This window comes from Amaricoccus sp., assembly GCF_036846665.1.
In the GTDB taxonomy this organism is placed as follows: domain Bacteria; phylum Pseudomonadota; class Alphaproteobacteria; order Rhodobacterales; family Rhodobacteraceae; genus Amaricoccus.
Genome location: NZ_DAIUBO010000102.1, coordinates 1 through 13,183 on the forward strand (window position 1 = coordinate 1; position 13,183 = coordinate 13,183).

General features: G+C 72.2%; 13 protein-coding genes. 7 read left to right on the forward strand and 6 right to left on the reverse strand.

Translation table 11 applies throughout. From position 1 onward, the window contains the following. Positions 1-273: 273 nt before the first annotated feature. Together V7050_RS11330 and V7050_RS11335 are read right to left on the reverse strand one after the other, a co-directional pair. Positions 274-789: a gluconokinase gene (locus tag V7050_RS11330; protein WP_324410548.1), complete on the reverse strand. Its 516-nt coding sequence runs from the start codon at positions 787-789 to the stop codon at positions 274-276. A 148-nt stretch (positions 790-937) separates the two neighbouring features. Further along, a complete protein-coding gene (locus V7050_RS11335; protein WP_324410550.1) occupies positions 938-2,644 on the reverse strand; it encodes a sensor histidine kinase in 1,707 nt (568 codons plus the stop codon). A gap of 440 nt (positions 2,645-3,084) precedes the next feature. On the opposite strand from V7050_RS11335, the gene V7050_RS11340 reads away from it, so the two are divergent. After that, the gene (locus V7050_RS11340; protein WP_324367651.1) at positions 3,085-4,389 is read left to right on the forward strand and encodes a hypothetical protein; all 1,305 of its coding nucleotides are present in this window, start codon (positions 3,085-3,087) and stop codon (positions 4,387-4,389) included. Positions 4,390-4,395: 6 nt separating this feature from the next. On the opposite strand, the gene V7050_RS11345 is transcribed toward V7050_RS11340, so the two are convergent. Further along, the gene (locus V7050_RS11345; RefSeq protein WP_324367653.1) at positions 4,396-6,618 is read right to left on the reverse strand and encodes a primosomal protein N'; all 2,223 of its coding nucleotides are present in this window, start codon (positions 6,616-6,618) and stop codon (positions 4,396-4,398) included. A 67-nt stretch (positions 6,619-6,685) separates the two neighbouring features. Here V7050_RS11345 and fsa point away from each other — a divergent pair, with 67 nt between their 5' ends. The 4 genes from fsa to bufA1 all read left to right on the forward strand — a co-directional run bounded on the left by fsa (position 6,686) and on the right by bufA1 (position 9,352). Further along, entirely contained in the window at positions 6,686-7,339 is a 654-nt protein-coding gene (gene fsa / locus V7050_RS11350) for a fructose-6-phosphate aldolase (RefSeq protein ID WP_324367655.1), read from the forward strand. Between the two features lie 7 nt (positions 7,340-7,346). Then, on the forward strand, positions 7,347-8,063 hold the full coding sequence (locus V7050_RS11355) for a DUF484 family protein (protein ID WP_324367657.1): 717 nt from the start codon (positions 7,347-7,349) through the stop codon (positions 8,061-8,063). A 35-nt stretch (positions 8,064-8,098) separates the two neighbouring features. Next, complete coding sequence (locus V7050_RS11360) at positions 8,099-8,992, forward strand: tyrosine recombinase XerC (RefSeq protein WP_324367675.1); 894 nt, start codon at positions 8,099-8,101, stop codon at positions 8,990-8,992. A 69-nt stretch (positions 8,993-9,061) separates the two neighbouring features. After that, positions 9,062-9,352: a BufA1 family periplasmic bufferin-type metallophore gene (bufA1, locus tag V7050_RS11365; RefSeq protein WP_324367659.1), complete on the forward strand. Its 291-nt coding sequence runs from the start codon at positions 9,062-9,064 to the stop codon at positions 9,350-9,352. Between the two features lie 294 nt (positions 9,353-9,646). On the opposite strand, the gene V7050_RS11370 is transcribed toward bufA1, so the two are convergent. Continuing rightward, positions 9,647-10,465 carry a neutral zinc metallopeptidase gene (locus tag V7050_RS11370; RefSeq protein WP_324374588.1) on the reverse strand — a complete coding sequence of 273 codons (819 nt, stop codon included), beginning with the start codon at positions 10,463-10,465 and terminating at the stop codon, positions 9,647-9,649. Between the two features lie 112 nt (positions 10,466-10,577). Between V7050_RS11370 and V7050_RS11375 the strand changes: the two genes are divergently transcribed. Both V7050_RS11375 and V7050_RS11380 read left to right on the forward strand, forming a co-directional pair. After that, the gene (locus tag V7050_RS11375; RefSeq protein WP_324367663.1) at positions 10,578-11,159 is read left to right on the forward strand and encodes a YqaA family protein; all 582 of its coding nucleotides are present in this window, start codon (positions 10,578-10,580) and stop codon (positions 11,157-11,159) included. Continuing rightward, entirely contained in the window at positions 11,156-11,629 is a 474-nt protein-coding gene (locus tag V7050_RS11380; RefSeq protein ID WP_442885584.1) for a disulfide bond formation protein B, read from the forward strand. The genes V7050_RS11375 and V7050_RS11380 overlap by 4 nt, the downstream gene beginning before the upstream one ends. Here V7050_RS11380 and V7050_RS11385 read toward each other — a convergent pair. Both V7050_RS11385 and V7050_RS11390 read right to left on the reverse strand, forming a co-directional pair. Then, positions 11,602-12,171 carry an HNH endonuclease gene (locus V7050_RS11385; RefSeq protein ID WP_324367668.1) on the reverse strand — a complete coding sequence of 190 codons (570 nt, stop codon included), beginning with the start codon at positions 12,169-12,171 and terminating at the stop codon, positions 11,602-11,604. The two genes, V7050_RS11380 and V7050_RS11385, sit on opposite strands and share 28 nt — an antisense overlap. A 176-nt stretch (positions 12,172-12,347) precedes the next feature. Further along, positions 12,348-13,019 carry an alpha/beta hydrolase gene (locus V7050_RS11390; RefSeq protein ID WP_324367671.1) on the reverse strand — a complete coding sequence of 224 codons (672 nt, stop codon included), beginning with the start codon at positions 13,017-13,019 and terminating at the stop codon, positions 12,348-12,350. Between the last annotated feature and the right edge of the window lie 164 nt (positions 13,020-13,183).

The following is a 13,183-nucleotide window of genomic DNA, read 5'->3' on the forward strand; positions in this document are numbered from 1 at the left end:
CCGGACCGGGCAAGGCGCCACCGGCGCCTCGCCTTCTCGGTCCGGGGGCATGCGGTGCGGGCCGCGCGGGGCGCCGCCTTTTCCCTGTCCCGAAGGTCAGCTTCAGGATCGGTCAATCGGAAGGGCCGCTGGTATTCTCCCTCGCCGCTCACGCATCCCCCGGACAGGACCACCGACACGGCCGGACCGCCCACAAATGGGGTTAACGGCGCATGAACGTCCGGATAACGCTACAATATCAGCAGGTTGCCGCCTGTCCCCATGGGGACGGGCCTAGGACGCCGCCAGACGGCCCTCGAGCGAGGCCAGAATCCCCGCCAGGACCGCCTCCGGATCCCCCGAGATATCGGCCACCACCGCCGCCTCGTCCGGCCCCAGCCGTTCCAGCGCGGCGAACTGGCTGTCGAGCAGGCTCGTGGGCATGAAATGCCCGCGCCGCGCCGCCATGCGGCCCGCGATCAGCTCCCGGTTGCCGTCGAGATGCACGAAGAGCACCGGCTCGCCGGCGGCCGCCCGGATGCGGTCGCGATAGGCCCGCCTCAGCGCCGAGCAGGCCCCCACCACGCGCCCCCCGCGCGCGGCGATCACCGCGCCAAAGCGCTCCAGCCAGGGCCAGCGATCCGCATCGGTCAAGGGCTCCCCCCGGCTCATCTTCGCGATGTTCTCCGGCGGATGCAGCGCGTCGCCATCGACGAAGCTGCCGCCGAGCGCCTCGGCCAGCGCCGCCGCCACGGTGCTCTTGCCGCAGCCGGCGACCCCCATCACCACCAGCAGCCGAACCGCCGTCACGACCCCGCCTCCCCGGCCCGGCGGGTCCCATTCGAAGCTCCTGTCATCCCGCTGTTCCCACGACTTTGCGCCTCACCCCGGCTATCGCGCGCCTCGCGCCCCGCGTCAATGCGCGGGCCGCCCGCCCCGTCCCGCCGCTGCCCGGGCCTCAGGCCGCGCCGCCGGCCGCCAGTGTCTCGGCCCGCGCCAGCTCTCCCGGCGCGGCGGCCGGCAGGGGGAGTTCGACCCAGAAGAGCGAGCCCCTGCCCGGCGCGCTCTCGACCCCGATCCGCCCGCCCATGCGCCGGGTCATCTCGGCGCAGATCGCCAGCCCCAGCCCGGTGCCGCCGTGGCGCCGCGTCATCGACCCGTCGGCCTGCTCGAAGGGCAGGAAGATGCGCTCCTTCTGCCCCTCCGCGATGCCGACGCCGGTATCGCGCACCTCGATGCGCAGCCACGCGCCGCCCAGCCCCCGGACCCGCACCCGGACCGATCCCGCATCGGTGAACTTCGCCGCATTGCCGACCAGGTTGGTGAGGATCTGGCGCAGGCCCTGCCGATAGCCGCGGCGGATCGCCGCCAGGTCGCGATCTACGGTCGCCCCGATCTCGATGCCCTCGGAATGCGGCGAGAACCGCGCCTCGACCACCACCTCCTCGACCAGATCCCGCAGGTCGAAGGCGGTGACCTCGTCGACCGCCTCGGAATGCTCCAGCTTGGAGAAATCGAGGATGCGGTTGATGACCTCGAGCAGGTGAAAGCCGGACGTGCGGATCATCGCCACATTGCGCCGCGTGCGCTCGTCGAGATCGCCCGCCAGGACCACGCTCGCCATGCCGATCACGCCGTTGAGCGGTGTCCGGATCTCGTGGCTCACCGTCGCCATGAAGCGCGTCTTGGCGGCATCCGCGGCGAGCGCACGCTCCGTCATGGCGCTCAGCTTCTCGGTGCGCTCGGCCACCCGCGCCTCCAGCTCGCGCTTGTGCCCCTCGACCTCCGCCAGCGCCAGCAACCGATCGAGATTGACCGCATGGACGAGCTGGCAGACCAGCACGAGCAGGGTCAGATAGACGACGGTCGCGATGAAATCGGGATGGAGGACCGACGGCACCTCCCGGCGCACGATCACGAGCGCCGCCAGCGCCGCCAGATAGGACAGCACCCCGCCGTCGAGACTGCGCTGCTGCATCGCGACCCAGAGGCAGAAGGGCACGGCGAGAAGCAGGGTGACGCCGCTGCGGCTGACGATCTCGGGCGGCAGCTCCAGGAGCGCCCAGAGCAGCCCGAGAAGCACGAGCGCCAGCGCCGCGATCCCGACGGTCGGCCGCGGATCGGCCCGGATCTGGCGGAGTTCGTGGAAATTCCCCAGCACCGTGCAGAAGGTGAGGATGCCGAGCGGCTCGAACACCGCCGCCAGCATCGGCGCCAGCGGTGGCGGCGGCGGGACAGCGAGCGCGCCCGCGAGCTCGGCCAACGCAAATACGGCGACGATCGTCGCGGTGAAGGCCGCGACGCCGGCCACGAAGATCAGCCATTCGCGGGTCTTGGTCTCGACCCTGCGGCGACGGGCGAGCATGCGCATGGCCTGCGCCCCGACCAGCGCGGCGAGCCCGTGCCCGAGCGTGTCGGCGACCAGATCGCCCGGCGCGAGCCCCCAGATCGCCCCGGCCATGAGGAACCCCGCCGTCGCCGCCAGCGCCCCCTTCCAGCGCAGCACCAGCGCCGCCGCCAGCGCCATGCCCGAGGCCGGCGTCGCCACCAGCAGCACCCCCTCGCCCAGGCCGAGCATCCGGCAGGCGAGCGCACCGCCGGCCACGGCGACCGCCACCAGAATCAGGGGGACGGGACGAAAGGCTGCAGGGGTCGCCGCGGTCATCTCGCTCCAGACGGACAGGTCACCCGGCATCTCCCGGACAAGCGCTCCGGTGCCCGGACCCCGCCGCCCCGGCACCTTCCGATCCTCCTGTTCCCGCCGGGACGGCAGATCGCCTGATGGTTGTCCTGAGCCGCCGGAAAGGCGCTTGTCAAGGATTTCCGGATTGGGCGGCAATGATATGCCGATCCGGAAGCGCTCGCAAGGCGCGTAGTATCGGATCGCCCGCCAGAGTTCCGGCCATGAATCCGGGAAGAAGAACCGACGTCCATCCCGGCGCTGCGCACCGTTAACCGGACGGTCCGCGCGTGGAACCGCGGGCGGTCGATTAACTTCGCAGTGTCACAAAACTGTCAAGAACCCGAAAGGCGTGTTAGTTCCCAGCGCTCTAGCAGCGCAGTGCCTGTTTTCTTGTCCAATCCGGTATGAGGGGTGACCGGTCCATGAGTGCCCAAGGTTTCGAAGCGCCGGCCAGCCCGGCGGCGGTCCCGTCGTATCCGACGACAGGCGTCTTTCGCGCCATCCACGACCCGGGGGATCGCGTGCGGCAGGCGCTGGCGGTCTGGTTCTGGGGCGCCGTCCTGATCTCGGCCGCCTTCGTGCTGGCCGTCGGGATCCGCTTCGCCGAGCCGCATTTCCTTTCGGGGCTGATGTCGCGGATCCAGCTGACCAGCGAGAACAACATCGCTGCCTGGTGGTCCGGCATCCTTCTGCTGATGCTCGCCGTCCATGCCTATGACGTCGGCGTGGCCGAGCGCGCCCGCTCGCCCTCGGTCGCCGGGGCCTGGACGATCCTCGCCGCGATCCTGGTCTTCTTCTCCGCCGACGAGATCGGCTCGCTGCACGAACGCATGGGCATGCTCGGGCGGCCCTTCGGGCTGGGAAGCTGGCCGATGATGCTCCTGGCCGGGGCGGTCGTCGGGATCTCGCTCCTCTCCGCGCTCTGGCGGCTGTGGTCCGACCCGCAGGTGAGCCGGCGCCTGGTCCTGCCGCTCCTCCTCGGTTTCGGCCTGCTCGGCTCGGTGGCCGGACAGGAATACGTCGGGGACGTCTTCGTCTTCGAATCGAACCTCGCCAGGGGCATCCGCGCGATGCTCGAGGAAGGGACCGAGCTCTTCGGGATGCTCATCCTGCTCGCGACGATCCTGCCGCTCACCTTCGGACGCGAGGCCGACGGCAGCACGAGCATCCTCCGCATCTCCGGGGACGGGGCCTGCAAGCTCCTGCTCGTGGCCACGCTCTGCATTCCGCTCTTCGCCATGAAGCCCGAAGTCGTCGGCGCGGACCACAAGGGGCAGATCGCCAACTGGCTTGCGGCATCCGCCCTGATGATGGCCGCGCTGCTCGCGCTGCGCAGCCTGGCGCAGGACGCGGGCGCTCGGCCCGGGATCCTCTGGGCGATCGCGATCCTCGCTATTCTGGGCTCGGCCTGCGCGGTATCGGTCGATCCGGGCATGACCATCGGCCGGACGGGAGGTTCCCTCAAGCTTAGCGTCCTGGGCCTGGTCGTCCTGGGCGTGAGCGGCCTCTGGCTGGCCGCCCGGAGCGGTGCCACCCGACCCATGTCGCTCGTCGCATCGGCCGCCGCGGTCTGGGCGCTGCTCGCCCCGGCACTGGCGTCGGGGCTCCCGCAGGTCTTCCTGCTCGCCCAGGCTCTGGCGGTGGCCACGGCCGCCGGAACCTTCCTCTGCCTCTCCCCGCTCCCGACCGGGGAAGCCGTCTCCGTGAAGCGGGCCGGGGCCGGCTGAGGTCGTTCAGAAGAAGCTCTGCGGGTCGATGTCGACGCTGACCCGCACGGTCGACGGGCAGGGCACCGCGGCGGTCCAGGCGCGAAGGGCGGACTGCAGCGGGACGCCCTTGGCCGCCTTGACCAGCAGACGCACCCGATAGCGGCCGCGGACGCGGGCGATGGGCGCGGGCGCGGGGCCGAAGACCTCGGCCGGAAGGGCGCGCAGCGCGCCGCTCTCGCGGGCGAGCGCGCGCGCGACGTCCCAGGTGCGCGCCTCGTCGGCGCCGGTGACGACGATGCCCGCGAGCCGGCCGTAGGGCGGCATGCCGACCCGGCGCCGGGCCTCGGCCTCGCTGCGCCAGAACGCCTCGTCGTCGCCGGAGAGAATCGCCCGGATGGCGGGATGCTCGGGCTGGCAGGTCTGGATCAGCGCCTGGCCGGGGCGCTCGTGGCGCCCGGCCCGCCCCGCGACCTGGCGGATCAGCTGGAAGGTCTTCTCCGCCGCCCGCAGGTCGCCGCCCTGAAGCCCCAGATCCGCATCGATGACCCCGACCAGGGTGAGATGCGGGAAATTGTGCCCCTTCGAGACGATCTGCGTGCCGATGATCAGATCGGCGCCGCCCGCCGCGATCTCCTCGATGCGGGCCTTGAGCGCGCGGTGGCTCTCGGCCAGATCCGACGAGAGAAGGGCGATGCGGGCCTCGGGCCAGAGCGCGGCCGCCTCCTCGGCGAGGCGCTCGACCCCCGGCCCGAGCGCGGCCATCTTGCCCTCCACCCCGCAGGAGGGGCAGGCGGTCGGGACCGGCTTCGTCGCGCCGCATTGATGGCAGACCAGGCGCTTGCGGAACCGGTGCTCGACCATGCGCGCGTCGCAATGCTCGCAGCCGACCTGCTGGCCGCAGGCCCGGCAGATGGTGAGCGGCGCATAGCCGCGGCGGTTGAGGAAGAGCAGCGCCTGCTCGCCGGCGGCGAGCCGCGCGCCGACGGCGGCCTCGAGCGGCGGCGAGATCCAGCGCCCCGGCTCCGGCGGATCGAGCCGCAGGTCGAGCGCTTCCATCTCGGGCAATTCGGCGACCCCGTAGCGCTCCGGCAGGTCCAGGCGCGCGTATTTGCCGGCATCGGCATTGGCCCAGGTCTCGAGGCTCGGCGTGGCCGAGGCGAGCACGATCGCGGCCCCCTCGATCGAGGCGCGCAGCACCGCCATGTCGCGGGCATTGTAGAGCGCCCCGTCCTCCTGCTTGTAGGACCCGTCATGCTCCTCGTCGACGACGATCAGGCCGAGATCGGCGAAGGGCAGGAAGAGCGCCGAGCGCGCCCCCACCACCAGCTGTGCCGATCCCGCCGCCAGCGCCGACCAGGCGCGCCGGCGCGCGGCCTGGGTCACGCCCGAATGCCATTCCGCGGGCCGGGCGCCGAAACGCGCCTCGACCCGGTCGAGGAACTCCACCGAAAGCGCGATCTCGGGCAGGAGCACCAGGGCCTGCCGCCCGGCGCGCAAGGTCTCGGCCACCGCCTCGAGATAGACTTCCGTCTTGCCCGATCCGGTGACGCCCTTGAGCAGCGTGGCGGAATAGCCCGCCGCCCGCACCGCGGCGCGCAGGGCCTCCGCCGCCGCGGCCTGGGCCGGGGAGAGCGCGCTCGGGGCGGCATCGGGATCGAGCGGCGGGAACGGGGCGTCCCGCGGCACGGCATCGCGCAGGATCACGCCCTGGGCCTCCAGCCCCTTGATCACCGAGCCGGTGACCCCGGCGATCTGTGCCAGCTCCCCCGGCGCGAAGCCGAGGTTGCCGTATTCCGCGAAGGCCTCCAGCACGCGGGCGCGCGCCGCGGTCATGCGGTCGGGCGCCTGCCCGGAGAGCCGCAGCAGCGGGCGGGCGGCGGGCGGATCGGCCAGGGTCGGCACCCGCGTGGCGAGCCGCAGCATCAGCGACAGCGGCGTCAGCGTGTAATCGGCGGCGCGGGCGAGGAAGTCGCGCATCGGCGCCCGCATGCGCGGCAGGTCGAGCACCCGGCTCACCGCGCGCAGCTTGCCGGGCGGCACCTCGCCCTCGCCCCTGCCCCAGACGCAGCCGAGCACCCGGCGCGGCCCGAGCGGCGCCTCGACCAGGTCGCCGGCATCGAGCCCGCCCTCCGGTGCGCGGTAGTCGAGCAGGCGGTCGAGCATCTCCGCCACCACCACGGCGACCTGGGACCCGGCCGGGAACTCGGGCGGCGATATTTCTCCGTCGGGGCGCGTGCATGGTTCCATCACCCAATACCTTGGGATAGTATCGGCGCGGACCACAAGGCTTGAGCCAGGGGAGCGACCGGCTGCTATGAAATTCTTCGTCGATACCGCCGAGGTCAGCGACATTCTCGAACTCGACAAGCTGGGACTCGTCGATGGCGTGACCACCAATCCGAGCCTCGTCAAGAAATCGGGACGCGATTTCATCGAGGTGATCCGCGAAATCTGCGAGGCGGTCGCGGGGCCGGTCAGCGCCGAGACCGTGGCGCTCGACTACGAGGGCATGCTCGCCGAAGGGCGCAAGCTCGGGCAGCTCGCCTCCAACATCGCGATCAAGGTGCCGCTGACCTGGGACGGGCTCAAGGCCTGCCGCACGCTCACCGAGGAAGGGCGCATGGTCAACGTCACTCTCTGCTTCTCGGCGAATCAGGCCCTGCTCGCCGCCAAGGCCGGCGCGACCTTCATCTCGCCCTTCGTCGGCCGGCTCGACGACATCAACCTCGACGGCATGGAGCTGATCCGCGACATCCGCACCATCTACGACAATTACGGCTTCGAGACCGAGATCCTCGCCGCGAGCATCCGGGGCGCCAATCACGTGAGCGAGGCGGCGCTGGCCGGCGCGGACGTGGCGACCTGCCCGCCGGCGGTGCTCAAGACGCTGGCGAGCCATCCCCTGACCGACAAGGGGCTGGCCGCCTTCCTGAAGGATTGGGAAGCGACGGGGCAGAAAATCGTTTGAGGCTGCGATGGACCTAGCGGACGACACCGACGAGGCGCTCAGGGCGCGGATCATCGCCGAACCGGCGCTGATCCTCGAGGACCAGGAACTGATGCGCGCGCTCCTGCGCGCCGACCGGCGCAGCGCCGGGCGCAATGTCGTCGACCTGCGCGGCGTGCTCGTGGAGCGGCTCGAGGAGCGGCTCGACCGGCTCGAGGACACCCATCGCGAGGTTCTCGCTGCCGCCTACGAGAACGTCTCGGGCATGAACCAAGTGCATAGGGCCTGCCTCGCCCTGCTCGACGCCGGCGACTTCGCCGCCTTCCTGCAGGTGCTCACCCGCGATGTCGCGATGATCCTCGGCGTGGACGTGATCCGGCTCGGGCTCGAGGCGCCCGCCGCCGAGCCGGGCAGCGGGCTCGGACCCTCGGGGCCGCTGCGCGGGGTGGTCATCGCCCTGCCCGACACCGGCTCGGACACCTATATCACCCAGGGCCGCGGCATGGGCGCGCGCCGGGTGACGCTCAGGCGCCTCGCCAAGGCCTCGCCCGACTTCTACGGCGAGCACGCCCCGCGCATCCGCTCCGAAGCGGCACTCCGGCTCGATCTCGGGCCCGACAAGCGGCCCGGGCTGCTCGTCTTCGGCGCCTTCGAGGCGGAGCGGTTCGACGCCGACCAGGGCACCGACCTGCTGACCTTCTTCGCCGGGGTCTTCGAGCGCAGCCTGCGGCGCTGGCTGGCGTGAGCGGCCCCGCGCCGTCCGACGGCGCGCTGGCCCTGATGGAGGAATGGCTGGCGCAGCTCGAGGCCGTGCGCGGCCTCAGCCCGCGCACTATCACCGCCTATCGGCGGGACGTCTCGGGCTACCTCGGCTTCCTCGCCCTGCATGGCGGCGGGCCGGCGGGCCGCGCGGCGCTCGGCCGCGTCGGCACCGCGGAGGCCCGCGCCTGGATGGCCCGCGAGCGCGGCCGCGGGCTCGGGCCGCGCTCGATGTCGCGGGCGCTCTCGGCGGTAAAATCCTTCTACGCCTGGCTGGCCGAGGCCCAGGGCATCGAGGCTCCCGCGGTCACCGCGACCCGCGGGCCGCGCGTCAAGCCGCGCCTGCCGCGCCCGGTGGCCCCGGATGCCGCCCGCGCGCTGATCGCCGCCGTGGCCGCCCAGAGCCTCGAGCCCTGGATCGCGGCCCGCGACGTGGCGGTGGTCACGCTGCTCTACGGCGGCGGCCTGCGCATCTCCGAGGCGCTCGGCCTGCGCCAGGCCGACGCGCCCCTGCCCGCGAGCCTGCGCATCCGCGGCAAGGGCGGGCGCGAGCGCATGGTGCCGGTGCTGCCGGCGGTGCGCGCCGCGATCGAGCATTATCGCGCGCTCTGCCCCTTCGAGCCCGGAGCGCAGGCGCCGCTCTTCCTCGGCCAGCGCGGCGGGGGGCTGAACCCGCGGCTGGTGCAGAAGGCCATGGCCGCCGCGCGCATGCAGCTCGGCCTCCCCGCCACGGCGACGCCGCATGCGCTGCGCCATTCCTTCGCGACGCATCTGCTGGAAGCGGGCGGCGACCTGCGCACCATCCAGGAGCTGCTCGGCCATGCCTCGCTCGCCACCACCCAGGTCTATACCGGCGTCGACCAGGTCCGGCTGATGGAGGCCTATGCCGCCGCCCATCCCAAGGCCCGCGGCTGAGCGCGGCGCGGCCTTGACCCGCGTGCCCCGGGGCGACACATGCGGGAAGGCAGCAGGCAGGAGGCAGGCATGACGATCCACAATGCGATGCAGGCTTTGGCGCTCGCCGCCATCGCGGCGACGATCCTCCCGGCCGCAGCCGGCGCAGCGGGCGAGGAACGCTGCTACGGCATCGCGCGGGCGGGCGAGAACGACGGGATCGGCAGCGGCGAGGGGAACGGCGCGAGCAGCGTTGACTTCCAGGGCGATGCCTGGGTCTGGGTCGCCGCGGGCACCTGCATCACCGTCACCCCTCCGGTGCAGCCCGACGGCACGCCCCGCCGCGGCTCGCTGGAGCCGCTCGACCGCGACAGCCCGTGAAGGCCGCGCATTCCGACGGCCCTCCCGCCTGACCGGCGCCCCCTCTTGCGGCGGCGTCGTATCCTCGTCGCGGATTTGGCGGGAGACAAATCCGCGCGCGCCTGCCTGCCCCCCGGGCAGGCGCGCCAAGCGCGCCCGCCCAGTCAGGCGCGCGCGGATCACCAGCTGACGGTGCAACTCGGCCTCCTCGACCTCCGCGCTCACGCGCTGCGGCCGACGAACCGGCGTGGGGCACAGCCTCGCTATCGCCGCTTCGCGGTATCCCCTGGCCCGCCGATTTTCCCGAACGCCCGATCAGCCCTCGGCCGAAACGAGACGGCCGGGAAGGCAGACGGCCGGATCCGCCGCGCCGTAGCCGGCGGCGAAATCCGCCTCGCGCGTGGCGCGGCTGGCGGCCTCGAAGGGATCGAGGCGGCTCGGCATCTCCGGCGCGAAGCCGGCGCGCTCCGCCATGACGTTTCTCGCGATGCCGATCAGCTGGTCGTAGAAGCCCGGCGGAACCGCTCCGACGCTGTCGGCGGCCAGCGCCGCCCAGACGCCGGCAAGGCAATCCGCCTGGGCCGCGAGCGCCTCGTCGACCGCCGTCGCGCCGCGGGCGCCGTCCTCCCGCCGCCGCGTCTCGGCCTCGGCGAGGAGCCCCAGCTCGTCCTGGACATAGGAGGCCGAGATCATCGCGACCACCAGCGCCGCCCCGAGGTCGCCGCTCCGGCGGAGCCGCGCGTTGAGCGCCTCGAAGAAGGCCAGGTCGAACACCGCCTCGACGCTCCGCGGACAATAGAACGGCCCGGTCGCCTCCTGGCCGTCGGAACAGGGCGAGACCGTGGTTCCGGTGTAGAGGCGGACCTCGGGCGGCACGTAGTCCCGGCCGAACCGGCGCGCGAATTCGCGCTTCCAGACCGCCTGGATGTTCTCGAAGGCCGCGCTGACCTGGCGCGAGACGGCCTCGGCCCGGTCGGCGCTCAGCGTCCGGCTCGGCGCGTCGGGCGCGAGCGGCCCGGGGCCGGCGAGCATGCCCAGGACCGCGATCCCGGAGAGTAGCACCACCGCCAGCCCCAGCCCGGTGCCGATGCGGCGCAGCGTGCGGCCCGATGGACCCTGATCCTCTGTCGTCATCTCGGCCTTCGGCGGCGCGCGCCCCTCCCGATACGCGCAGAGCGATCGGCCTTGACGCGCGCGGCGGTCCGTGTTGCTTCGGCTCCGACTATTCCGCGCAGGTGTGAACAAAGTGCTACGCCGTCTCTACGACTGGACGATCTCCCTGGCGGCGAGCCGGCACGCGCTCTGGGCGCTGGCGGCGGTGAGCTTCGTGGAAAGCTCGGTCTTTCCCATCCCCCCCGACGTGCTCCTGATCCCGCTGATCCTCGCGCGGCCCCAGGACGCCTGGCGCATCGCCGGCATCTGCACCCTCGCCTCGGTGGCCGGGGGCGCCTTCGGCTATTTCATCGGCTGGGGCCTCTTCGAGCAGGTCGGCAAGCCGATCCTCGCCTTCTACGGCATGGACGCGAAATTCGACCGCTTCGCCGCGACCTACAACGACTGGGGCGCCTGGGCGGTGCTGGTCGCCGGGGTCACGCCCTTTCCCTACAAGGTCATCACCATCCTGTCGGGCGCCACGGGGCTGCATTTCGGCGTCTTCATGCTGGCGAGCGTCATCGCGCGCGGCCTGCGCTTCTTCGTGATCGCCGCGCTGCTCTGGCGCTTCGGCCCGCCGATTCGCGATTTCATCGAGGAGCGGCTCGGGCTGGTGTTCAGCCTCGGGCTCGCGGCACTGGTAGGAGGATTTCTGGTGATCGAGCTCGGCCGATGAACGCCATGCAGCGAATGGGCCTCGGGGCGGCGGTGGGCTCGGCCGCGCTGCTGCTCGGGGCGCTGGCCTTCCAGTATCTCGGCGGGCTCGCGCCCTGCCCCTTGTGCATCTGGCAGCGCTGGCCGCACGGGATCGCCATCGCGCTGGGGCTCTTGCTGCTGGCCTGGCCGGAGCGCGGGCTGACGCTGCTCGGGGCGCTGGCGATGCTGGCAGGCGCCGGGATCGGCCTCTATCACACCGGGATCGAGCGCGACTGGTGGCCGGGACCGGCGAGCTGCACCGCGCCCACGCCCGGCGACCTGCCCGCCGCCGACCTGCTCGACCAGATCCTCGCGACCCCGGTCGTGCTCTGCGACGAGGTCGCCTGGTCGATGCTCGGCCTGTCGATGGCGAGCTGGAACGCGCTCGCCTCGCTGGTGCTCGCCTGGCTCTGGTGGCGCGCCTATGCCTCCAGCTCGGCATCCCAGTAGAGGAAATCCATCCAGCTCTCGTGCAGGTGGTTCGGCGGGAACTTGCGCCCGGTGTTCTGCAGTTCCTCCGGCGTCGGGCGCATCGGCTTGCGCCGCAGGTGCATGCCCGCCTCCTTGAGCGTGCGCGCGCCCTTGCGCAGGTTGCAGGGCCCGCAGGAGGCCACGACATTGTCCCAGGTGGTGCGTCCGCCCTTGCAGCGTGGCAGCACGTGGTCGAAGGTCAGCCCGTCCCGCGCGCCGCAATACTGGCAGGTGAACTGGTCGCGCAGGAAGAGGTTGAAGCGGGTGAAGGCGGCGGTCCGCGCCGGGCGCACGTAATCCTTCAGCACCACCACCGAGGGGATGCGCCACTGGATCGAGGGGGAATGCACGACGGTGTCGTATTCCGCCAGCACCATCACCCGGTCTAGGAAAGCCGCCTTGATCGCCTCCTGCCAGGGCCAGAGCGACAGCGGCAGGTAGGAGAGCGGCCGGAAATCGGCATTGAGCACCAGCGCGGGATGGTCGCGCAATCCGCCCGACTGCCGGATGAAGCTGGGCATATGGGCGCCTTGCAGCATGCAAACTCCGTATCCCGCGGGCCGCTTCCGGCCGCGCCGGCATGGCGGCGCAGAGGCTCGGCCCAGGTCAGACTATATCTCGCCCGCGCCGCCAGACAAGCCCCTACATAGGGTTGCGGCCCGTATGCGATGCAGCCTAACCCCGCGGCATCACGGTTTCATGACGGCCGCCCCGCCGTCGCATCGAGCCGCCCGCGGATGAAGTCGAGCGCGAGGCCGAGCCCGTCGGGCGCGATGCCGTGGCCGACGCCCTTGGAGACATGGGTGCGGGTCTCGACCCCGGCCGCGGTGAGCGCGGCCGCCGCCTCGGAAAGGCTCGCGACCGGGACCATCGGATCCGCGTCGCCATGGACCAGCAGCACCGGCGGCCGGCTGACGATCTCGGCCCCCAGCCGCTCGGGATGCAGGAGCCGCCCGGAGAATCCTACGATGCCGGCAAAGGCCTCGGGCCGCCGCGGCGCGACCTGCAGCGCCATCATCGTGCCCTGGCTGAAGCCGAAGAGGATGGTGCGCTCGGGCGGCGTCTCGGCCGCGACCGCGTCGAGCCAGCCGTCGAGCAGGTCGAAGGAGCGCAGCGCCGCGGCGGTCGCCTCCGCCACGCCCGAGCCGTCCAGCCAGGGGATGGGGAACCACTGGTAGCCTGCGGGATTGTTGACGCAGGGCTCGGGCGCGTTCGGGGCGAGGAAGCGCGTGCCCGGCAGATGCGGCGCCAGCGGTTCGGCGAGCCCGATCAGGTCGTTGCCGTCCGCGCCATAGCCGTGCAGGAAGACGACGAGGCTGTCGGCCTTGCCGGAAGCCGCCGGGCGTTCCGGCCCGCTCAGGTTGCTCATGGGATGCCTCGCGCCTGACTCCGGCCGTTACTAGGGAAAATGCACCGCAGCGGCAAGCCGGCCGGACCGGGGGTCCGAGGTGGTCGCGCCTGGAGTCCATTCTTTCTACTTCGACCGCCCCGCCCCACGACGAGGGCAGCGCCCGCCTGGGGGCGGGGCGGGCG

Coding starts and splice junctions, on each gene's coding strand:
- V7050_RS11340 (WP_324367651.1), top strand. CDS start 3,085: ATGAGTGCCCAAGGTTTCGAAGCGCCGGCCAGCCCGGCGGCGGTCCCG.
- fsa (WP_324367655.1), top strand. CDS start 6,686: ATGAAATTCTTCGTCGATACCGCCGAGGTCAGCGACATTCTCGAACTC.
- V7050_RS11370 (WP_324374588.1), bottom strand. CDS start 10,465: ATGACGACAGAGGATCAGGGTCCATCGGGCCGCACGCTGCGCCGCATC.
- V7050_RS11335 (WP_324410550.1), bottom strand. CDS start 2,644: ATGACCGCGGCGACCCCTGCAGCCTTTCGTCCCGTCCCCCTGATTCTG.
- bufA1 (WP_324367659.1), top strand. CDS start 9,062: ATGACGATCCACAATGCGATGCAGGCTTTGGCGCTCGCCGCCATCGCG.
- V7050_RS11385 (WP_324367668.1), bottom strand. CDS start 12,171: ATGCCCAGCTTCATCCGGCAGTCGGGCGGATTGCGCGACCATCCCGCG.
- V7050_RS11390 (WP_324367671.1), bottom strand. CDS start 13,019: ATGAGCAACCTGAGCGGGCCGGAACGCCCGGCGGCTTCCGGCAAGGCC.
- V7050_RS11345 (WP_324367653.1), bottom strand. CDS start 6,618: ATGGAACCATGCACGCGCCCCGACGGAGAAATATCGCCGCCCGAGTTC.
- V7050_RS11355 (WP_324367657.1), top strand. CDS start 7,347: ATGGACCTAGCGGACGACACCGACGAGGCGCTCAGGGCGCGGATCATC.
- V7050_RS11360 (WP_324367675.1), top strand. CDS start 8,099: ATGGAGGAATGGCTGGCGCAGCTCGAGGCCGTGCGCGGCCTCAGCCCG.
- V7050_RS11380 (WP_442885584.1), top strand. CDS start 11,156: ATGAACGCCATGCAGCGAATGGGCCTCGGGGCGGCGGTGGGCTCGGCC.